Genomic DNA, 22465 nt, shown 5'->3' with positions numbered 1-22465 from the left:
TCGTATCAATTAAACCACGTCACCCTATACCGATTTTGTAATAATGTATGCCTTCACGAAAAAGCTTTGGTGCGGCTTCACTCATAGCTTTGGTTAGCTCAACAGTACAGTTGGTTGGACATGGAAAATGCACAATAGCTTTGTAGCTTACTGGCCGTTCATCATGAGGTGAGTTACTGGCAAAAATCAGCATAGTCTTACAGTGTGAGCCTTGCTTACGTGCTTTACTCGCTGCGATAGCAACATGCTTACTCAATGCTTGCTGTAACGACTCAAAATCAGTGATGCGCTCGCCTACGCTTCTAGTTGAAAATATCTGCTTTTTATCTGCCCTCGCTTCATCCCATACTTTACACGCTTGGCCGTTAAGCTCACGAACGGTACGTTCTATTTCAATACTAAATTGCTTTCTGGCCAGTGTCGGCGGCATAGACGCGAGTTGAAATGCTGTACGGATATTCATTAGTTCAAGTTTCTTACTTATTCGGCGTCCTATGCCCCAAACATCCCCTATACCAAGCTGCTTTAAAATAGCAATACGCTCTTGCTCATTACTAATGAAACAAACCCCTTTGTAGCCCTCAATCTTCTTAGCTGCATGGTTGGCGATTTTAGCTAGAGTAAGTGTTTCACCAATACCCACACAGACTGCTAACCGTGCTTCTTTCCAGACTGCACGGCGGATTAACTTGCCTTGAGTATTGAGACATTTGATAGCGGGATAGCAGTTTTTAAAAGAGAGAAAGCTTTCATCAATAGAGTAGACATGTTGCTCAGGGGCAAAGCGGCCAATGATGTCCATCATTTTGCTAGATAAGTCAGCATAGAGTTCATAGTTAGAGGAACAGACAATAACGCCACGTTGAGCGCATAAGGCTTTAACTTGAAAGTAAGGTAGAAACTTCCCAATGCCAGCTTCTTTAGCTTGACGATTAGCAGCAACAATCATCCCATCGTTGTTACTTAGCACAATAACAGGCTTACCGCGCCAATCAGGGCGAAAGACTTGTTCAGCACTGCAATAAAAGCTATTAGCGTCAACTAGAGCAAACATCTAATTACCACACAACAGAGGGCTTTGACGGTGGCAACGAATAGAGCGAGTAACTACGCCTTCAATACTAAAATCATCGTATTCATGAATAATGACAGGTTGGTATTGTTGGTTAGAAGAAAGGAGGACACGCCGCTTGGTGTCTAGAATCTTACAGACAAACTCGCCATTAAAGTTGGCAACGATAACATCGCCATTTCGAGCAGTCTCATGACGATCAACAATGATCATATCACCATCAAAGATGCCGACGTCTTGCATCGACTCGCCTTGAGCAATGCCTATAAAAGTTGAGCTTGGATGCTCAATCAGTAAATCATCCAAGCTCATGCCTAGCTGGCTGTATTCAGCTGCGGGACTTTCAAAACCTGTAATGCCTGCTCTTGCAGGTATAGGGATAACACGCATAGCAACAAACCACTGTATATAATTACAGTTATTTTAGCATCAACCCTGAACGTTGCCAATACGTTCAATCACCCATTACTGCGGCTGCACATCAGCATCTTTGATTCTTACACATCGCAGAACTAGTATATTGATGTTCTAGTTCGACTTTACAGAGGAAAAACAGATCCTTTGCTGTTTACTTCATCCTTTGTCATCGATAAAAATGTATTATTTCCATGTTTAAGTTCACTGTTTCTCAAAAAAATCACTAAGTTATAGATAACGTCCTCTATAGAATTAAGATTTTTTTCTTTTCTTATGGATTCAAGGGCTGAATATAAGCTAGCATCTAATCTAATTCTCTCATGGCTTTCTTCATATTTAACTTGGCTTATTATTTTTTTAAAATCCTTAAGCGTCTCAGTCTTTAGAAGGTCAAACCAATTTTTAATATCATCAAATGAACTAGCTTTTAATTTGTTATCTTTTCCCAAAAAACTTTTTAATTCTTGCAACCTATTCGAATCTTCATTTTGCTCGACAATCTTAACTAATTTTTCAATTGAATTATTGATTATAGCCAACTTCCATTTTATCCCATCACTCATTTTATCTCCTTTAACTGCGAGCCCGCAGTTTTATCTACATGACTAAATCAATATCAACTTATAGTGTTTTCACATGCGTTTCAAGCAGAAAAGATACAAAAAATTAACGTAGTAAAACCGCAAATATTCATCTCAACTTTTTATATTTGATTATCAAAAAAAAGACTATCGGGACGACTTAAAAAACTGGTTCGTACAATTCGCAACGAAACTATCACAAAAAGTCGTCCCGACAAAAAAAACATGAAAAAACCTTCAAAAAACATATCTTAACACATTGTCTAATAAGGGTATTCTAGAGCATCACTCTATATCAGCATAGTAGTAATTTAAAGTAATCAGTGTAGCTAAAACTGAGAGCTCGCAGTTAAATACGCCTAAGACACTATAAATAAAAAGTAAGAAAGGAGGTGCTAATTACAAACTGTAAACGGATCTGTGATTGCAGGAAAAGATGTTCCTGAGATGAGGGAATCAATCTGTAAATCAAAAGTTCGGTTAACGCCGATCACACAAACAAACAGATCCAATAGGAGTTTTACAATGACTATTAAACGCAAAGTTACACGTCATGAACAAACACAGGAGTTAGTTCAATCAGTATTCAAAAATAAGCATGATTATGCATCTGCGGTTGAAGGCAAGTTCAAACTCACAGGTAAGCATCTTAAAAGGCTAGCTAAGCTAGTTAGTTCGTCAAATGTTCAGATCAAGCTAGCTCTACTCATTATCCATGAAAATAAAGGTTATAAGTTTTACAAATGTAAGAGCTTTAAAGACTACGTCCAAGCGAATTTCACCATTACATATGACGCCGCACTCAAGCAAGTTTGGGCTGCGAAAGTGGCTTATGTAGTGAATGGGGTCGATGCTATTGGCTTCTTTAGCGATAACTCAATGTTAGCCATGAAAGGTCTTTCTAATGAGCAGATTGAAGATGTAGTTGAAGAAATTGAAAGTGAACATGGTGATGATGTGACTATGAATGGTAAATATACCCGCAAGATGGTTGAAGCGGCTATGCGTGAACTTGGTCTAACAGCTAATGATATTGATGATGAATCGGTAAGTGAAGAGGATGAAGGTGAAGATACTAAACCTATTGCTAAAGCTAAGCAGCAAGGTTCTAAATCGACACCCAAGCTATCCTCGAATGTTAAACAGTCCAACATAGAGGAAGACGGACAAAGTAAAAACCATCGCCAATTCCTTAAGCAATTCCAAAAGCAGGCTGCCAAATGTAAAAGTAGCAAAGCCATAATAACTGCATTTATCAAAACTGATGCAGGCAAAAAACCAAAAAACGTCAAGAAAGCTATCAAGTTACTGACCAAACACTTACAGAAATTGGAGGCATAACATGAGTAAGCTTATATTTAATATTCTGAATGCCATTCTGTTCGATAAGTTAGTAATCGTTATGCGTTGCCTAGATGATGTTTGCAAGCATGACATCGCCAACAACGTTGTTGAGATTGCTAAATCAATAGCTAAACACCATCAACTAGCATATGCGCAAGTTCTTAAGCCTTCAGGCGGCTATCGCTACTGTATTAAATTGCCTTTACTAGAAACCATAGATTGGGCACGACCACAAAATGGTGTACCTCATTTGTTCATTCAAGTTCACCCCTATGCAGAGAGTAGGCCTTTTATAAGGCTAAGTTTTAACGGGTTTCCGCTGAAACGAAAACACTTCTTCATAGCAAGGTTATGGCTTGAACATATATTTTCAGATCATGGACTTCTAGCTAGCGATAATATGAAAGTCACAGCTATTGATATCGCTCATGATTTAGCGATTGATATAAATGAGCTAAGTTTTAACCTTGCTAGTTCGCAAACATCTATGATTGCTTTTGCTAAAAATGGTGGTATTGGAAGTTACTATGTCGGAAATAGGAAGGCTAAATTTCGGTTTGTTGCTTATGACCGTACTGCGAATTGTAAGGCGAAAAAACTGCCTACTACGGGTGAGCAGGAAACACGCCTTGAAGCCCAATTAAAACCTAACTGTACGTTACATGAGTTATCTGCTTTCTTAAGTCCATGTGATTACCTTAAGCGTATCGAGGTATATGATTTAAATGCTTTGAAGTCATTAACTAATATACATCCACATACCATTATGGCTATCACAGCTTACGGGTTAAAACCTGCTTTGCAGAGCTTGCCAAAAGATGAACGCCGCAAGATGAAACGTTACATAGAGCAATGCAAACTATTACCTCTGTGCAGTGAGGCCGTCAAAGAAGCGGTCAACAAAGAATTGTGTAATGTTAAGGGGTTAATGATGGAACATTCAAATAAAACCTCAAAGGAATGTAAACCATATAAATTAAGGGCTGAGTTTAACAAACTGTACAGTATGCTTATTGAAAATGTGAATAAGTAAACTGGGTTTAACGTCAAAGGGGAGCAACTTAGCTCCCCTTTTTATTGTTCGCAACCGTGTCAAAAACAGCCACTGAAATCTAGTCCGAAAAGTGATATTATGAACGTGTTTCTAGTATCACTTTTCTCTTCTCGTTCTACCCTCTAAACACAATTCAAACTATCTACCCTACTGGAGTTCTCTATGACTACAGCGACCCCCTATGCGTTGTATTTGAGCCGCCTGTCTGTTAACAGTCAACGCTCTATCAGCTCACAGATGCGCAGCATTGCACGGCTAATGCAGTGGCAAGATTCTATGCTCGACGACAAGCTATGCCAGATTGACTATCAACAAGCCTTACAAATACGTGCTGTCATGACACACGCCAAGTGGTCTCCACGTTCTATTAACCGCGCCATGATATCGATTAAGAATATCGTTAAAGTCGCTGCATTAATGGATAAAGCGGAGTTATCACAAGTCGCCAACTTACAGACCATTAATCAAGTTAAACACGGAGAACATCTAGGTACGCCGCTAAGCACAGAACAAGTGACGGCGGTATTCACATATTTCAAGTCTCAAAGTAGCACGTTGGCTATGCGTAACCTTGCCATTTTCAGCTTGTTTCTGGGTACGGGATTACGTCGCAGTGAGCTGTCAGCGCTGATGTTACATGACTACGATAACGTAACTCATTCACTGGTAGTCGCAGCTGGGAAAGGCAATAAAAGCCGCACCTTGTTTTTGCCTGTGTGGGTAGAAGAAAATCTGCTGGCATGGCTCAAAGTACGCAGTCGTCAACATGGCTATCTACTGTGTAAATCAACACTCACGGGTAAGTTAACGCTTGGCGTACCAACAAGCCCAACCTCACTCTATCGCTTAGTCAAAGACACCTTGTATGAAATAGGGGTAGATAACGTGTCGCCTCATGATTTACGCCGAACCTTTATTACTCGTTTACTTGAGCAAAATGTGGATATCAATACCGTGCGTCAAATGGCAGGTCATGCCGATATCAGCACAACCACCATTTATGACAAACGCGACAATGCCTTTATGAAACAGGCCGCATCCGTGTTGGATTACACACCACCACTCAAGCAGACTAAACGGGGACGATGACGCCAATGATAAAGCCAAAGCTAAACGTTAAGCGTGCCAATCATTGTTACTATCTATCTACTCAGGTTGCCGAAACCTTACTGACAACAGCAATGCGCTATGGCTTTGCATATGTTCCCTCGCAAGTTGTAGCAGCCTTGGTAGGTATCAAGCTTCAGCACGGCATTAATTACGATATAGAAAGTACTCTAGAAGAGTTCCCAATAAAGGATATACACCCGACCACCACCCAAATAGTGCACCATAACGCCGAGTTTATCTGCGATTTGTTTAAGCTAGATTTAAAGATGAAATCGGTGATAACACTCATTATCTTAATGAATGCCAACCTTGGTCTAAACGAGCTACTTAGTCTGTTATCTGACCATGATTCAGACATTCTGATCCATACGCTTGAGCAAGATACTGGACTAGACCGTTACGCCATTGAACAACAACTTCAGCCTTTAGTTGAGAACAACCTTATTGAAGATGGGTTATTACATTTACCTTACCGTTTGACCCTACCAACTCCATACAAAAGAATATTAGTCACTCAGAAATTGACTAGCCGCGAGGCATTTATTGAGCCCATTATAAAACGCAGCCCAGCGGCAAAGTTCACCCTTAAGCAGTTTGAACATGTTAATGCCGACTTAGTGTGTCGGTATCTCAAAGCTGCTGCCAAGCAGAGTCTTACAGGGGTGAACATTTTACTTTATGATCCAGCTGGTACGGGTAAGACCGAGCTTTCACGTACCTTGGCAAAGTCACTAAAGCGCAGCCTACTTGAAGTGCAAAGCGTGCAGTTTGAAGATGGCAATATAACCAATGAGTTCTTGAGTAAACAGCCTACTAGCCAGCGGATTAGCTACCTTAACCTGATGCAAAGTTTGTTGAATGGTACAGATGGAAGCCTATTACTGGTTGATGAGTGTGAAAGCGTGTTTAAGCATGCCGACGAGCATTACTCCAAAGAGGGCTTAATGCGTTTACTTGAAACAAACCCTGTACCGACCATCTGGATAACCAACCATATATCGATGTTGGAACCCAGTTATATCAGGCGATTTAAGTTGGTGATGGACATCCCCGTCCCTGATGAATCCTTTGCTTATTCGATGAGTAAAGCCATGCTCAAGCAACTTAAGGTATCTGATGCCTTTCGTTTAGAGCTGGCTTATAAAACAAAGGCAGCACCCGCCTTTATTGCTAATGCTGCTCATGTTGCCAATGCGTTGGCCTTAACAGGTGAACACGCTGAAACGGTGGTATTGGAAGTCGTGGATGCCATGCTTGAAGCTTGTGGTGAAGAGCAAGCACTACCGCAATACGAGGGGCAGCTGAACTTTGACCCAAGTTGCTTAAACCTTACCACCACAAATGGGCAAGATGCTGAAACTATCATTAGTGATATCGATGACGCGATTGAAAATGGTCTGCCGTTAAGGGTGTTATTAAGTGGTCCCGCAGGTACGGGGAAAACAGGCTGGGTTCATCATTTGGCTGAAAACCACGGTATGGACATCATGCACATCAAGTGCTCTGACGTTCTGAGTAAATACGTTGGTGAGAGTGAACAGAACATCGCAGCGCTCTTTAAAGAAGCACATAGAGAAAACAAGCTAATGCTATTTGATGAAGTCGATAGCTTACTGAGCAAGCGTGAGAGCGCTCAAGCGCAGTATGAAGTACAACTTATCAATGAGCTGCTATCTCAACTTGAATGCTACAGCGTTCCTGTGTTTGCAGCAACTAACGCACTCGCATCAATCGACAGTGCTGTGATGCGACGCTTTGACTTCAAGTTAGTATGTGACTACCTCACCGAAGCACAGAGACACACGATGTACCGCCAGGTACTTGGCATTACTAAGTTGACTCATTCAGAGAAAGACCAACTTCACACGCTAAACCAGTTAACCCCAGGCGACTTCGCTATCTTAGCAAGGCGCATGGTATTTCAACCCAACCACAACCATAGAACAACGGCCATTACGTTACTGGCTGAAGAAAATAACCGTAAACAAGCAAAAGGCCACATCGGCTTTATTCGCTAACCCAACCCATAAAGGAACATCCTATGACCACATTATTGAGTTCGCTCAAGGTAATCGCTCGCCCTGAAATTGTGACCAAGCCACCCGTTGTGAGTAAACGCATACGCTTATTAGAGAAGCTTAAGCAGCAATTAGAAATGGCCGAATGCTTTGTTGAAGGTAAAGAGTTTGAAGCCTACCGTGAAAAGAGCATCAAAGACGCTGAAACTGGTGAGCGTAAGAAGATACGCCGCCGTTATAACGTTCGCCCTTGGTTCTATGACAGTGAGGAACATTACTATCTTGAAGTCCGTATTAGCGGTAAGCCCATAGAGTTGGTTAAAGATAAGCCCGCCATTGATGTAGGTGATAAAGCCAAACTACCAGACACCATTAAAGTCATTATCGATGCGGTAGAAAAAGGCGAGCTGGATACGTTCTTACTTGCACCACCTCCTAAGTTCCCAAGTAAGAAAGAGAAAGGTAATCAGCCACCAACTGAACCCAGCAAAACCAAGTAATCCTATTTGAGGGGGATTACTAATCCCCTCTCCGCTTAAGCTATTTGTAAGGGTAAGCCAATGGCATTAATACGCGAAATTAACGTTAAGTATCAGTTCAGAGAAAGTCAGTGTGAATTAGCAGAAAAGACACTGCTTCGACCTGAAGATGCTGCAAAGGTATTTGATTACCTAAAATATGAAACAAAGGAAGTGTTTATCGTGGCTAACCTCACCACCCAACGAGCTATCAACTGCGTTGAAGTCGTTGCCACAGGTTGCATCAACAGTATCAGCATGCGTCCATCGGAGGTACTCAGAACGGCCGTCATACTCAATATGCCGGGGATAATCCTTGTTCATAACCACCCTTCTGGCGATCCAACGCCTAGTACAAGTGACCTTAACTTTACTCATAAGGTGATTGAATGCGCCAAGGTGCTCAACATTGAAGTCATCGACCATGTGATTATCGGCCTAAATCGCTTTACCAGCTTACGTCAAACTCAACCCGAACTCTTCTAAACTCTGTGAGATAACAAAATGAACACCATTAATAAGGAACTGGCTTTGCCTGTTACCGATAGCTTACTGCTGCCGTTAACCAAGCTGATTAATAACACTACTCATAATGCATTAACCATTAACTTTCGAGATCCAAACTACAGCTCCGAACATGGTGGTTTTCATCCAGTTGAAATCAGGTTAGAAAAGACGGCTGAACAATGGCACCTGTGTTACATCACCGAGTTCTGCTTTGTCGGTCACGGTGGTTATGCCGAACTCGTAAAAGCGTTGGACTTTGATTTTAACTTTGGCGTGTTTCAAAGCATTAATGGTGAAATATTACTTGATGCCGCAATGGAGTTTTACCCTATATGGGAACAAAACTTCGTGTGCTATTGGCAGGATTTAGAAATGTTTGAAGTCAGTATCTCAACCGATTAACCGTAAATGCTCAAAATACGACCAAATTAATATTCCAAAATAAGTGAAACCAACTAGACTAATATTCAAGCAGGGAATTGTCCTTGCTATGAATAGGCAGTGTCGTAACGATTAGGGAGCTAAATAATGTCAGGATGGTATGAATTAAGTAAAAGCAGTAATGGCCAGTTTAAGTTTGTATTAAAGGCAGGCAATGGCGAAGTCATATTAACAAGTGAACTCTACACTGCTAAGGCTGGTGCCAATAATGGTATTAGCTCAGTTCAAACAAACTCCCAAAGTGAAGCTAATTTCGCGAAAGAAACAGCGAAGAATGATAAACCCTATTTCAACCTTAAAGCGGCTAATCATCAAATCATTGGCACAAGCCAAATGTATTCGAGCACATCGAGTAGAGATAATGGTATACGTTCAGTAATGGAAAATGGAAAGACATCAACAATAAAAGACCTAACTGCTGGATAAAGTCTACCTAATTAAGCGTTATAGATAATTTTTACCCTCTAGCGGTTGAAAGTAACAGACCTCTGTATTTACCATTGATTTATAAGCATAAAAAAAGCCCCGTTCAATTAAGAACAGGGCTTTCAAATAATGGTACCTGAGGTCGGACTCGAACCGACACGCCGTGAAGCAGGGGATTTTGAATCCCCCATGTATACCAATTTCATCACTCAGGCAAAGGCTTTGAAGCTATATTTAGCTTTGCAAAGTTATCTAAAAAGACCAAATATCTTTGCAAAACCAAACCAATTTTATTGTACTTAATTTATGTGTTTTTAACCCTGTTGGTAACTAATGTTATTGAACAGGCACATAATTATCAATCTAAAAAACTTTGCAAATCTTTGCAAGGGTTTTGAACGTTAATAAATATCTAATAACTAATTCAATCAGCAACTTACTGAGTTATGTTGAGTACACGCTGCGAATTTTGAATCCCCCATGTATACCAATTTCATCACTCAGGCAAAGGCTTTGAAGCTATATTTAGCTTTGCAAAGTTATCTAAAAAGACCAAATATCTTTGCAAAACCAAACCAATTTTATTGTACTTAATTTATGTGTTTTTAACCCTGTTGGTAACTAATGTTATTGAACAGGCACATAATTATCAATCTAAAAAACTTTGCAAATCTTTGCAAGGGTTTTGAACGTTAATAAATATCTAATAACTAATTCAATCAGCAACTTACTGAGTTATGTTGAGTACACGCTGCGAATTTTGAATCCCGTGTGTCTACCAATTTCACCACACTGGCACAACATAACTCAATTGCATTTGTCACAATTAAGTGTGGGCGATTATACCTTTGCTCGTGACAATGGCAAGCCCTTTAACGATTCTTTTCTATAAAAATCACCTGATTGCTCAAAAGTCATTCGCATCCCCTTAATCCATGTTCTAAACGCTTTTTTGTGAGCTGTTTAGCAGATTTAACCTTTCAATAACACCTTGAGCGACAGTATTGATCAAGATCACCGTCAAGGCGGCAATTTCACTTTATGATGATCTCGATTTCATAATTCAGAGGATAAGAATCATGGCATTTTGGCTAGATTTAATGTTTGGTAACCCAATTGGATTACTTTCAATGATTGTAATTTTCAGTACGCTGGGAATTATTTCTTATCTAACTTGGATGTTTATTGTGAAGTCTGCACCGGTTAAGTGAGTCTCTTAATCGGTTAAGTTATTTTACTGCATTATTCAATACTTCCTTGCGAATGATACTATTAGGGGCTTTATAGCCCCCATTTTTTCTTCAAATTTTAACGTTACGCTGCATGTTTTCGCGCTTGAACAAGCCCGTTAATAAAATGCGGTCTGGTTTTAATCAAATAACTCATTTCTTCAGCACTTGGCTCTCCTGCCGGCAAACGCAGCACATCGCGATTTAAATAAACACGCGCTTGCATCGAAATCTTGTAATCTGCGGTAGGCCTTGAATAGCGTAATGGCGTTCATTACCTAACACCTCTAAAATATTCGTATCCACTAGGTTTTTCACTGCTAACTCATTTTTTGGCAAAGTCAAAATAGTTTGCCCTTGTAAAAAGAACTCTCGCAATAAGGCTCGCTCGGCAGGGTCTAATAATTTAACTTTTGCTTCAATGGTTTCTACTGTGCGCTTTTGGCGTAAATTGACAATGGCTTCGTCCACAATAAAGGCAAAAAGTTGACTTAAAAAATAAGCCACACCAATAATCAATCCTAAGCCAATAAATTGTCCATAGGCTGTGACAAGGTGATCTAAAGATAAGCTTGCCAGAATATTTTGGGGGGCAAACAACAAACTCGCGCAAGTGACAACGCCCCATGCCATTACACTGACCAACACACGTTTGCCGTTCAGTAAATTCATCATACCTATATTCATTTTCATCATAGCTCGCTCACAGTGTCAGATTTTTGAACCTAACCCCAACAAAGCAAATATAGTGCCAAGAGAGTATCAATAACCTGAATTTGGTATAAAACAATGACTAAGAAAAGTTAAAGGATAGAATGGCCACAATAATCATGCTTTCATCTTACGGCCAATAAAGGTAGACAGTGGGTGACGCTCAATATTTTACGCTTCATCTTTGCTGAGATACTGAACTGCATTTCCCAGACTCAAATAGTCAATGGCGTAAACATATTGAGTGTTTATAGGGTATATAAGACCAGGTGCTTTGACAAAAACATCTGCGTTAACGTGCTTATTTAGCCGCCAATTTAGTAAGTACTCGACTCACCGCAACAAAAGCAAAGGTACCCGTCACCATGCTAATAGCACCAAAACCAGAAGCGCAATCCATACGCATACTGCCTTCCGCCGTTGCTTTGGTATTGCACACGCTACCGTCTGCTTGTGGGTAAACTAAATGTTGGCTTGAAAATACCGCATCAACAGCAAAACGACGTTGGACATTTTTACTAAAGTTGTACTCTTTACGCAGTATGTTGCGCACTTTAGCCAATAAAGGATCTTGGATGGTTTTAGCCAGATCAGTAACCTGAATTAACGTTGGATCAGTTTGCCCCCCCGCACCGCCAATTGTCACCAGCGGGATTTTGTTACGCTTACACCAAGCGATTAACCCTGCTTTTTGCTTAACCGCATCAATACAGTCCACCACATAATCAATCGTGCCGCCTTGCGATACAGGGACAAAATATTGACTTAAATTATCGAGCGTTACAAAGTCTTCTACTTCATTAACCACACATTCAGGATTAATATCGTTAATCCGCTTTGCCATCACCTCAACTTTAGACTGGCCAATAGTAGAGGTTAATGCATGAATTTGACGATTGGTATTGGTGACGCAAATATCGTCTAAATCAATTAAGGTGATCTGGCCTATACCACTTCGCGCCAAAGCTTCGGCAACCCAAGTACCCACACCACCAATCCCGACCACCACGACATGAGCCTGCGAGAAAGTCGTCAAAGCGGATTGGCCATATAAACGACCAACACCAGCAAAACGAAGAGTATAAGATTCAGACAACATGGATTACGCCCTAATTCACGACCAATTTCAGGGCGATTCTAGCCGATTTACCCCTAAAGCTAAATGTTTGTTGAAAATAAACGGGCAACTGACTGTGTTGCACCATTTTGAAGCAGCAATATTTACGACAGGCTGTTGATTTGATTATTTATTAACCTCAATAGACTAAGGTCTAATGATCTAGACCATTTATATACTCAACAATTAAATTAACATACGCTAAACTACTGCGTTACCGATTTTCGCTAGTGCCGTAGCCTATTTAGCAACAAATTGGAACATCCCTAAGGAGGTATAAACGCACAAAAAGTGATATTTTTTGGTGATTCACAGCTGTGGTCACAGAAAGATTCACAATTTTCTAGTCAGGGGGTAATTATTTGATCTAGCCCACACTATGACAGTGCTAAATCTGTAAAACTCTGCACCAGATTGTTACAGAATAATATCTGCAACGACTTCACTAACTACAACCATGAAAAATGGAATATAGAACATAACGTTCTAGGGAGCATGAAAGATGAAAAAGACCTTAATCTCTGCATCAGTAGCCTCAGTACTTACACTAGTTTCTTTTGCTACACTTGCTGAAGGCCAAGTTTCTATGGTCGTTTAGATTTATCAGTAACAAGTTCTGATGAAGGTACTACGACTCAAAATGGTAAAGAAGGTACAGTTTTAGAAAATAACTTTTCTCACCTAGGTGTTAAAGGTAGCGAAAAGATTGCTGATGGTGTTGAACTTCTATACCAAATGGAATTCCAAGTAGAAAATACCACTCAAAATGACGATGTATTTAAAGCCCGTAACACTTTCCTTGGTTTAAAAACTAATGCTGGTACCGTACTTGTAGGTCGTAACGACACAGTATTCAAGCAGTCTGAAGGTAGTATTGATTTATTCGGTAACTCAAATGCCGATATCGACCGTTTACTGGATGACCAAGATCGTAAAGCTGATGCGATTTGGTACTACTCTCCAGTTATTGCTGACTTAGTTACATTAAATGCAACGTATTTAATGGATGATAACTACGAAGGTTCTGATGAAGACCAATATGCATTAAGTGCAACTATTGGTGATAAAAAATTCAAAAAGCAAAACTACTACTTCGCTGCTGCGTACAACACAATTGGCGGAACAGATTCTTACCGTGGTGTTGCACAAGCTAAATTTGGCGACTTTAAAGTAGGCGGTTTATTCCAAAACACTGAAAGCCAATCTACTGATCAAGAAGGCGATGCTTTCTTCGTTAACGTAGCTTACAACCTAAACGGCGTAAACTTAAAAGCTGAATACGGTCAAGATGATGGTGGTTTCGGTAAGTACTACTCAAACAGTGTAGACGCCACAGGTACTGACATCGAAGTAACTCAAATTACTGTGGGTGCTGATTACCGCGTGTCTAAATCAACTCTAGTTTATGGCCACTATGCTATGTTCGAAGGTGAGCACACTGTAAACGGTGCAAAAATTGACTTAGAAGATGACAACATCTTCACTATTGGTGCACGTTACGACTTCTAATCAAGTTGATGTTCTTTATGGTATGACACCATAAACTAAAAATGCCAGTCTACTCGACTGGCATTTTTGATTTTGACTTTCAAAAAACTAAGCAATAACCTGATTAAACACTTCCACATGATGCGACTCAACTAACTCTGGCATCACATGATGAAAATAGTGTTCAATGGCGTCTTTAGCGCAATGCTTGTCAAACGCAGCACGGTCGACAAACTTTTCCACAAAGGCGACTTTATTTTCATCTTCCACACTCACATTTAATTCATAGCGAATACAGCCTAATTCACGACGAGTATCAGGAATTAAGCTTGCTAATGCTGCAACTAACGCATCACGTTGACCGGGCTTGGCAACAAATTGAGCAACACACACTATTTGTTGAGTGTTAATGACATAATCTGACATTTATCTTCCTTAAAATTTATGAATGGGTAAGTAACATATCAAGGTGCGGTATTCCGTCCTCTAAATACACTTCAGAATTAACCACAAAACCAAGCTGTTGATAAAAATGGCGTAAATAATCTTGTGCGCCTATTTGAATATGATCATCTGGCCAACGCTGTGTTGCAATGGTTATCGCACGTTGCATTAACTGATTTGCTACGCCCTGCCCTCGCGCTGATTTTGTCACAGCAACTCGGCCAATACTGGCTTGTGGGTAACTGATATTGGGCGCTAAAACACGACTGTAAGCCACAATCTTTTGTTGATCATTTAGGCCGAGTAAATGCCTAGTGTGGACATGTTTATCTTTACCATCTAGCTCAGGATAAGGGCAGTTTTGCTCCACAACAAACACATCTACCCGCAGTTGCAATAAACCGTATAAAAGCTCAACATTGAGCTGGTCAAAACCAACATCTAACCATGTTAATGTCATCAAATACCCATTCGCCTAAAGATTTATAGCAAGGGTATCATTCAACAATGGCAATACAAGTCTATTTATACTGATGCTTATCAACAAATACTTAATGCATTTCATTAGGAGCATCTGCCGTATTTGATGCTGCAGGTTTTCGAATTGATAACACTGCCACAACTGCAATAGATAAAAAGCACGCCATAATGAAAAACACATCATTATAAGCTTGAATATACGCTTGTTGGTTCATGTTTTGAGTAAGTAAAGCATAAGCTTGTGTATTAGCACTCACCGCGTCAGAACCTGCACTTTGCAATAACAAAGTGGTGTCATTGATGTATTGGTAGGCTGGCGCGCTCACCGCAGGTAATGTTTCCTTTATGTGTGCAAGGTGCACTCGGGCTAAGTTATCACTTAATGTCGCCACTAAGGCAATACCAAAAGCACCGCCTAAATTGCGCATGACGTTTAATACCGTTGAAGCTGACGCGTTTTCATGGGCAGTAAGGTGCATAGTCGCCAAAATACCTATCGGCACTAAAATAAATGGTTGCCCCAACGCCCTGACAATTTGTGATGCTATCATTTGATCACCAGCATAGTCGGCGGTCATATGGCTATTCATATAATAACTGATTGAGAACAACGCAAAGCCAAAACCCGCTAAATACCGCGGGTCATAACGCTGCATTAATTTAGGCACTAGCGGCAACACTAATAATTGCGGAAAGCCCATCCACATAATCACTTCCCCAATTTCAAGCGGGGTATAGTCGTGGATTTGTGACAGGTATAGTGGGATTAAATAAATGGCGCCAAATAGTGCCATACCCAATAAAAAATATGCCACTGTAGACAAGGCAAAATCACGTTGGCTACAGCAACCTAATATTCACTAAAGGTTGAGATTTACGTAATTGGATCCAAATAAACAACCCAATGTTGATGACCGCAATAATTGCGAGGTTACGAATAAGATCAGAGCCAAACCAGTCTTTTCGATTTCCCTCTTCGAGCACCACTTCTAAACAGCCCATTCCCAGCGCCATCGTAATAATACCAGAGTAATCGGCATCTTTTAGTTTGTCCCAAATAATAGGTTTTCGCTCCAACCCATACGCCAGCATAACCATCACTAATATGCCCGGCGGCACATTAATATAAAACAGATAATGCCAACTAAACTGCTCAGTTAACCACCCCCCTAACGTTGGTCCAATAGATGGTGCAAATGTGGCCGTAACGCCAAACAACGCCATGCCCATGGCGCGTTTACTGTCGGGTAAAAATTCGAGAATAAGCCGAAAAGCTAAAGGAATGAGTGCACCACCAAAGAAGCCTTGTAATGCACGAAAGGCAATCATCGACTCGAGATTCCAAGACATTGAACACAATATTGATGCAACAATAAACGCTGCAGTGATTGCACAGTAAGTAGCGTCTGGTCGATAAACCCGTGCTGAGCCAACCCGACAACGGAATGGCAATCATTTCGGCCACCAAATAGGCGGTCGCAATCCAACTGCTTTCTTCTAACGTTGCCCCTAAACTGCCTTGTATTTCCTTCATTGATGCATTGGTGATTTGAATATCCAAAATCGCCATAAATGCGCCAATAAGTCCCCCCATAACCGCAATCCATGAGCGGTAACTGCCACGTTGATACCCTGTAGGTTTAACATCGGCAACAGACACTTGAGTTACATCTAACTCTGCCGTTGACTGACTCATATTAACGTCCTGCAGTGACAGTGGTCTTATCGTTAAAGGTCGCTTTGGCTGTAGCATGTGCTTGTGTTGCACTCTGAGTATCAACCTTAACTACTGCGCTCAACCCAGGTAAAATACGCATTGGGGTATTTGCCGCGTGATGATTATCAATACGGATCCGCACCGGAATACGCTGCACAATCTTAGTAAAATTACCGGTGGCATTTTCAGCCGGCAACAAACTAAATTTAGAGCCTGAAGCAGGCGCCAAGCTGTCGATAAAACCGTTAAACTCTTCATCAGGGTAGGCGTCTAATTTAACCTTAACCGATTGACCTGGTTGCATATATTCAATTTGAGTCTCTTTAAAATTAGCGGTTATCCATACCTGAGAGTCAGGCACTAAGCTAAACAGCGCTTGTCCGGGTTGCACGTACTGGCCTACTAACGCCCCACGCTTACCAATAATGCCAGAAAAGGGCGCGGTAATTTGGGTGTCGGCTAATTGAATATTGGCTAACTCAAGGCTGGCTTGCGCCTGGTCAACGTCAGCTTGCGCTTCTAATAATTGGGCATTAAATACCGACAATTCACGCTGCTTTGCCACTAATGCCGCTTGTGCTTCATCAACATGCGCCGAAGCAGAATCAAAATTAGCTTGCAGTTGATCAACATCATTTTGCGAACTGTAATTGCTCACTTTCAATTTTTGCGAGCGCGCTAATTGTTGCTTAGCAATTAACTGATCAGACTGTGATGCCACCACAGCCGCTTTGGCCTGATTAATTAAGGCTTGTTGTAAATCCACTTTTGCCGCCAACGTCTGTAAATTGGCTTGCGAACTGGCCAGCACGGCCTGACTTTGAGCCACAAGCGCTACAAACTGACTGTCTTCAAGCTGTGCCAGCACCTCACCTTGATTGACATGCTGATTATCGCTCACCGTCGATTGCACAATATACCCCGGTACTTTGACGCTAATACTTGAAATATCGGTTTCTACATACGCATTATCGGTCGACTCAATAAAGCGCACCTGTAACCACCAATAAACGCCTGCGATAACGACCGCCAGAATAAGGCTTGGTACAATGATAAAACGTTTATTAATAGACATGCTTAACTCCTAATTTATTACCTTCTAGTTTACTACTGTTTCCTGTAGTTTATTAGACAGGCAAAATTCAACCCACTGTTTCACAGGTGTAACAATATGGATCTCAATCGCGTTCAGATTTTCTCGCAAGTGGTGGAACAAGGCAGTTTTACCGGTGCTGCAAAAGCGCTAGGAATAACCAAAGCGACGGTGAGCCGTAAGGTTGCTGAATTAGAAGCCTATGTGGGTGTGCAGCTATTATTCCGCACTACTCGGGCATTAAAGCTCACCGAAGCGGGATCGAGTTATTACCATCGAATTAATAAAATTTTACAAGATTTACAAAGTGCAGAAGACTTATTAAGTGCTAGCCAGCAGGACATTAAAGGTAATTTAAAAATCATTTGCCCTATCGAATTAGGGCAATTATTTCTTGGACGTATTTTCGCACGCTTTCTTGCTGCTTACCCGAACATGACTATTGATGCTGAGTTAACTAACCGTAAAGTCGATGTGATTGAAGAAGGAGTGGATTTTCTGTTCCAAATAACAGAGGTTCACGACCCTAAGTTACAGAGTTACTCATTGGTTATCGCCAACAGACAACTGATGGCCAGCCCCGGCTACCTTAAACGTCATGGCACGCCAAAAGTCCCACAAGATTTGATCAATCACACTGCTATAAAATTACAGTCAGCACACATCAATGGTGGCTGGCGAATATTTGATGGTAACCAATGGGTCGATCTTGATCCGCCCGCGCAACTAAAAGTCAATAATGTTACGTTTGCGCGAGAAGCCGCCATCGAAGGGCTTGGTATCACTGCTGTACCCGTCATTATTGCCCAAGAAGCCATTACGAGTCAGCAACTGACTCCCATTTTAGAAGACTTTCCAATGGCACAAACTAAAGTGACCTTAAGTTTTCCCCAACGGGTATATATGCCACGTAAGTATATCGTTTTTATTGAGTTCCTTTACGCTGCACTCATTGAAAATTGGGGCGAAAATGTATTAGAGATCCCCGAATTTATTGATGTTAAAGTGCGTCAAAATAGTTAACGATTTTGCGAGTTTTATTATGCTTTTGTCATCTACGATTAGCACTAAATAATCTATATCTATAATAGATATTTTTGTGCAACTTGATGCTAGTATCGATTTAACCTAGCCACGACAGGATGCTAATTTCAACGCTATATTCGCATGAGTTGTACTTGATATTGTGATTCAAATAATTGTTTAACATTTTACTAGCCCAGTGCATACACGGAGTAAATAACATGAGCAAAGAACGTAATAACGCCAAAGAGTCGAAGAAACAGCCGCAACTGACGTTAAAAGAAAAACGTGCAGTGAAGCAAGCGAAAAAAGCCCCAGCGACCTCAGTCATTAAAGGTAAATAATACCGTTATCACTTGAGTTAATAGCAATTCACCAAGATAAAAAATACCGAGCAACTGCTCGGTATTTTTTTGTTAAGTGCTAGCCTAATTAGAACAGGTATTTAACACCAATTTTTAACTGCCAAGCCGACTTGTTGATGTCATAAGTATTCTGATTATCGGTTTCAATACCATCTTGACCGTACGGCACTGAGTAAGTGTAAACCCCAGTACTGGCATTGTAATCATGGTCAACAAGTGTAGATGTACCATAGCTTTGGTATTCAACCACGCCCCAATCATCATTAAGTAAATTAAGCACGTTGCTCACATCAAAGTATAAAAGGCCTTTATGATCTTCGGTAAAGCCTGGTAATTCTTGAGTAAAGCGGAAATCAAGCTGATGCACCCAAGGTTGGTTATCAGTGCCTTTAGGTGCAATACCCCCAGCATATTGACTTAGACCAATCTCATCGATAGCCGCTTTAAATTGTTCGTAAGTTAGCCCGCCATCGTACTCAACATTAGGGTCATCGGCACCTGTTGGGATATACGGTAAGTAATAAGATGAATTAGCAAAACTTGATTGATCGCCTAAGTTACCGTCTTTATATGAGCCTAACACCCAAGTCATCGGGTTACCTTCACGCGCCTCATAGAATAAGTTAAAGCTTGAGTTATACCCAGATACGATTTCAACATCATAGCCTAAACTAAAGGTAAAGCGATGCGGCGTCTCATAATAGCCGGTGCCCATTGTGGTGCTATTACGATCATACTGAACCGGCGTGTATTGATAGTTTGACGTTGCGGTAGAAGATGAACCTTGGTTACCTTCTTCCACAGAGTTATAAGCATATCCTGCGCGCATGCTTAAACCCATGTCCCAGTTTTTTGCTAGCGAAAAGCTTAAGGTTTTGCTGGTGCCATCATCATCAGCATTAGTAAGCATAATGTCATAGCGGTCAGTATTGCCACCGGAGCCACCATTTGCCAATGGATCCCATGTTTCATACACAACACGACCAGTATCATCGGTCGTCACTTGACGACGAGCCAAATCAACCCAGGCTAAATCGTTTTCCTTTTGAATGTATAAAAACTCTGCCCCCACAAACCAATCATCACCTAACACCCCAAAGTCCCAGGTGCTGTCAACACCAATGCTGGCACGCCAGTCTGACGGTAATTCAAAGTGAGGGTCGATAGCATTCACATTACCGTCGCCACCGACTAAACCGTCTTGCGCTTCAGAAGGTACATTAGCAAAATCAGGCGTCCCCCAAGCAGAATTCCAGCCATCGTTGTAGCTGAGTAAGCTGTTACCATCATTTGAGAAGCTGTTTGAAATCCATACCGTTGGTGAGCCACCGCTATATCGCCCCACACCACCATGTAAGCTGATGTCTTCTGTCAGTGCATATTGCACGCCCACACGCGGTAACCAAATATCTTGACCATCTAAGGTTTCGTTATTAGCAAACCCATAGCGCTCGACAAAATTTTGGTTAATTGCAGGTGAATCAGACATACTAATGGTTTCATAACGTAAACCAAATGTGAGAGTTAAATCTGCGGTGATATCCCATGAATCTTCAGCAAATAACGCTAACGTATCCATGTTAAAGCTAGCACCTAAGTCATCAGCAATACCTGATGCAGCGTTAGAATAATAAAATTGATCGACGTTAGCATTTTCAAAGTCTTCAATGCTGTTAAAAGACCAGTTACCTGCCACGTTTTGAGCAAACAGGTTAAACACTTCAATGCTATTGTACTGAGCACCAAAGCCAATTTCATGATCGCCAAGGTAATAATCACCCACAAAACGTAATTCAAGGTTTTGATTATCTAGCTCGTTCGCTTGGCGTGATTTGTCGGTACCGAATACCACATAATCGCTAGCACGATCATAGGTTTGTACAGAAACCATACCAATGCCTAAGTCATCAATTGTTTTCGATTTAGTCGTCGAGTCTTTATAAGCTATTTTAATTTCGGTACTGAAATCATCAGTCCAATCACTGTATAAATTAGCAGCATAGGTTTCTAATGTTTCTTCTTTATCGTACCAAGTGCTTGATAGCTTTAACGATGATGAGCTCGAGCTCATGTTATTGGTTAAGTTACCTTCTGTTGATTGGTAGGTAAAACTGGCACGATGTTCATCGTTAATATTCCAATCAAGCTTCACTAAGATTTTTTCATCTTTTTCTTGTGGCGTGGTGGTGTAGCCACCAATGCTGTCTAAGCCATAAACCGATTGGGCAATCTGTTCAATTTGCGTTAATTCCGCTGAAGTAATATCCGAGTCGTTGGCATATCCTGCATCGGCTGGCATTTCACTCTGCTGATTTTGGCGCATCGAAGTTTTCATACGAACCAAAGAAAAACAGTGTATCCTTAATTAATGGGAAACCCACTGTGCCGCCAAACGTGGTTTCTTCAAAATCTTGCTTTAACGTTTCGCCCGTTTGTTGGTTTTTACCGTCACCCGCTATACTGTCGTTAGTGGTTTCCCAAAATACTGAGCCTGATAGTTCGTTAGTACCCGACTTAGTCACAGCATTGATTTGTGCGCCTGTAAAACCACCGTTGCGCGCACTATATGGCGATACATTTAACGCCACGCTCTCAACAGCATCGATTGAAATAGGTGAACGTTGTGTTGGGTAACCGTTTGAGTTAAGACCAAAATCATCGTTTTGCGATATGCCATCAACCACAAAAGTATTGAAACGCGGATTTAAACCCGCCACGCTCATTGATACACCATCAGTACCAACCACAGCCATTGGGTTTTGACGCAATACGTCTTTTAAATCTCGGTTAAGGCCAGGTGAATTGGCAATATCTTGCTCGCCAAACTCACTATTGGCTCCCGCTGAACGGTAATAACCCGCACTGCCTACGACACCAATACGTTCCATTACGTTTGCGTCTTGTAAAGTGCGGTTAAAGCGAAATGTCTCGCCTAGTTGCAAATAAACATCTTCTTCAACGGTGTCGGCAAACTGATCAGAATCAACTTTAATAATATAAGGATCACCAACACGTAAACCGCGTGCAGAAAACTGACCATCTGCAGTAACCGGCACTTCGGTAACCGTCCCGGTTGGTTGGTGAATAATAGTGATTTTAGCATCAGAAGCAGCACTTCCTGCTGGCACTTAATTTGTCCACGTATGTCTGATGCAGTGTCAGCTGCAGATGCAGGCAACGCAACCCCCATAGCAAAACATGTCGCTAGCGCAAGGCGACTCATTTTATGACTTAGTAACATTTCAAACCCCTGAAATTTATTATATTTTAATGTTTAACCCAATCCGCTGAGCCTTGTTATTGAAATACA

Annotated in this window: 19 protein-coding genes, 1 tRNA gene and 4 pseudogenes; 12 read left to right on the top strand and 12 right to left on the bottom strand. The window is 41.1% G+C overall.

The window, feature by feature from the left end; genetic code table 11:
* Nucleotides 1–22 precede the first annotated feature (22 nt).
* The 3 genes and pseudogenes from N4T56_RS00440 to N4T56_RS00430 all read right to left on the bottom strand — a co-directional run.
* Nucleotides 23–1054, bottom strand: a pseudogene (locus N4T56_RS00440) (Y-family DNA polymerase); the annotation flags it as partial.
* On the bottom strand, nucleotides 1055–1462 hold the full coding sequence (locus tag N4T56_RS00435; protein ID WP_192114302.1) for a LexA family protein: 408 nt from the start codon (nucleotides 1460–1462) through the stop codon (nucleotides 1055–1057).
* 149 nt (nucleotides 1463–1611) lie between these two features.
* The gene (locus N4T56_RS00430) at nucleotides 1612–2052 is read right to left on the bottom strand and encodes a hypothetical protein (protein WP_261731843.1); all 441 of its coding nucleotides are present in this window, start codon (nucleotides 2050–2052) and stop codon (nucleotides 1612–1614) included.
* A gap of 543 nt (nucleotides 2053–2595) precedes the next feature.
* On the opposite strand from N4T56_RS00430, the gene N4T56_RS00425 reads away from it, so the two are divergent.
* From N4T56_RS00425 to N4T56_RS00390, 8 genes are all read left to right on the top strand, one after another.
* Nucleotides 2596–3411, top strand: coding sequence for a hypothetical protein (locus N4T56_RS00425; protein WP_261731842.1), 816 nt, complete (start codon nucleotides 2596–2598; stop codon nucleotides 3409–3411).
* A gap of 1 nt (nucleotide 3412) precedes the next feature.
* A complete protein-coding gene (locus tag N4T56_RS00420; protein ID WP_261731841.1) occupies nucleotides 3413–4447 on the top strand; it encodes a hypothetical protein in 1035 nt (344 codons plus the stop codon).
* 183 nt (nucleotides 4448–4630) lie between these two features.
* Nucleotides 4631–5557 (top strand): tyrosine-type recombinase/integrase, encoded by a 927-nt coding sequence (locus tag N4T56_RS00415; protein WP_261731840.1) that lies wholly within the window; start codon nucleotides 4631–4633, stop codon nucleotides 5555–5557.
* Nucleotides 5558–5562: 5 nt separating this feature from the next.
* Nucleotides 5563–7596, top strand: a complete 2034-nt coding sequence (locus tag N4T56_RS00410; protein WP_261731839.1) for an AAA family ATPase — start codon at nucleotides 5563–5565, stop codon at nucleotides 7594–7596.
* A gap of 23 nt (nucleotides 7597–7619) precedes the next feature.
* Nucleotides 7620–8096: a hypothetical protein gene (locus N4T56_RS00405; RefSeq protein WP_261731838.1), complete on the top strand. Its 477-nt coding sequence runs from the start codon at nucleotides 7620–7622 to the stop codon at nucleotides 8094–8096.
* 60 nt (nucleotides 8097–8156) lie between these two features.
* Entirely contained in the window at nucleotides 8157–8600 is a 444-nt protein-coding gene (locus N4T56_RS00400; RefSeq protein ID WP_261731837.1) for a JAB domain-containing protein, read from the top strand.
* 18 nt (nucleotides 8601–8618) lie between these two features.
* Nucleotides 8619–9023, top strand: a complete 405-nt coding sequence (locus tag N4T56_RS00395) for a DUF2787 domain-containing protein (protein WP_261731836.1) — start codon at nucleotides 8619–8621, stop codon at nucleotides 9021–9023.
* Nucleotides 9024–9149: 126 nt separating this feature from the next.
* A complete protein-coding gene (locus N4T56_RS00390; protein ID WP_261731835.1) occupies nucleotides 9150–9488 on the top strand; it encodes a YegP family protein in 339 nt (112 codons plus the stop codon).
* A 130-nt stretch (nucleotides 9489–9618) separates the two neighbouring features.
* Here N4T56_RS00390 and N4T56_RS00385 read toward each other — a convergent pair.
* A tRNA-Leu gene (locus N4T56_RS00385) sits at nucleotides 9619–9703 on the bottom strand.
* An 864-nt stretch (nucleotides 9704–10567) separates the two neighbouring features.
* On the opposite strand from N4T56_RS00385, the gene N4T56_RS00380 reads away from it, so the two are divergent.
* Entirely contained in the window at nucleotides 10568–10699 is a 132-nt protein-coding gene (locus tag N4T56_RS00380; protein WP_188926821.1) for a DUF3149 domain-containing protein, read from the top strand.
* 103 nt (nucleotides 10700–10802) lie between these two features.
* Here N4T56_RS00380 and N4T56_RS00375 read toward each other — a convergent pair.
* Nucleotides 10803–11413: pseudogene (locus tag N4T56_RS00375) on the bottom strand (superinfection exclusion B family protein).
* Nucleotides 11414–11729: 316 nt separating this feature from the next.
* A complete protein-coding gene (tcdA, locus tag N4T56_RS00370) occupies nucleotides 11730–12527 on the bottom strand; it encodes a tRNA cyclic N6-threonylcarbamoyladenosine(37) synthase TcdA (protein ID WP_390903984.1) in 798 nt (265 codons plus the stop codon).
* Between the two features lie 520 nt (nucleotides 12528–13047).
* Between tcdA and N4T56_RS00365 the strand changes: the two are divergent.
* Nucleotides 13048–14054: pseudogene (locus N4T56_RS00365) on the top strand (porin).
* 87 nt (nucleotides 14055–14141) lie between these two features.
* Here N4T56_RS00365 and N4T56_RS00360 read toward each other — a convergent pair.
* The 4 genes and pseudogenes from N4T56_RS00360 to N4T56_RS00345 form a co-directional block, all read right to left on the bottom strand.
* Complete coding sequence (locus N4T56_RS00360) at nucleotides 14142–14459, bottom strand: putative quinol monooxygenase (RefSeq protein WP_261731834.1); 318 nt, start codon at nucleotides 14457–14459, stop codon at nucleotides 14142–14144.
* A gap of 16 nt (nucleotides 14460–14475) precedes the next feature.
* On the bottom strand, nucleotides 14476–14937 hold the full coding sequence (locus N4T56_RS00355) for a GNAT family N-acetyltransferase (RefSeq protein ID WP_261731833.1): 462 nt from the start codon (nucleotides 14935–14937) through the stop codon (nucleotides 14476–14478).
* 91 nt (nucleotides 14938–15028) lie between these two features.
* A pseudogene (locus tag N4T56_RS00350) lies at nucleotides 15029–16653 on the bottom strand (DHA2 family efflux MFS transporter permease subunit).
* A gap of 1 nt (nucleotide 16654) precedes the next feature.
* Complete coding sequence (locus N4T56_RS00345) at nucleotides 16655–17749, bottom strand: HlyD family secretion protein (RefSeq protein WP_261731832.1); 1095 nt, start codon at nucleotides 17747–17749, stop codon at nucleotides 16655–16657.
* A gap of 96 nt (nucleotides 17750–17845) precedes the next feature.
* Between N4T56_RS00345 and N4T56_RS00340 the strand changes: the two genes are divergently transcribed.
* Complete coding sequence (locus tag N4T56_RS00340) at nucleotides 17846–18790, top strand: LysR family transcriptional regulator (RefSeq protein WP_261731831.1); 945 nt, start codon at nucleotides 17846–17848, stop codon at nucleotides 18788–18790.
* 221 nt (nucleotides 18791–19011) lie between these two features.
* Complete coding sequence (locus tag N4T56_RS00335) at nucleotides 19012–19134, top strand: hypothetical protein (protein WP_261731830.1); 123 nt, start codon at nucleotides 19012–19014, stop codon at nucleotides 19132–19134.
* Between the two features lie 88 nt (nucleotides 19135–19222).
* Here N4T56_RS00335 and N4T56_RS00330 read toward each other — a convergent pair whose 3' ends face one another.
* Together N4T56_RS00330 and N4T56_RS00325 are read right to left on the bottom strand one after the other, a co-directional pair.
* Entirely contained in the window at nucleotides 19223–21478 is a 2256-nt protein-coding gene (locus N4T56_RS00330; protein ID WP_261731829.1) for a TonB-dependent receptor domain-containing protein, read from the bottom strand.
* Complete coding sequence (locus tag N4T56_RS00325; protein ID WP_261731828.1) at nucleotides 21456–22283, bottom strand: TonB-dependent receptor; 828 nt, start codon at nucleotides 22281–22283, stop codon at nucleotides 21456–21458. Before N4T56_RS00325 ends, N4T56_RS00330 begins: the two co-directional genes overlap by 23 nt.
* Between the last annotated feature and the right edge of the window lie 182 nt (nucleotides 22284–22465).

It is taken from the genome of Shewanella phaeophyticola (genome assembly GCF_025398315.1).
GTDB classification, from domain to species: domain Bacteria; phylum Pseudomonadota; class Gammaproteobacteria; order Enterobacterales; family Shewanellaceae; genus Shewanella; species Shewanella phaeophyticola.
The sequence above is the reverse complement of the archived record's forward strand: the minus strand, read 5'-3'. Positions and strand labels throughout refer to the sequence as shown.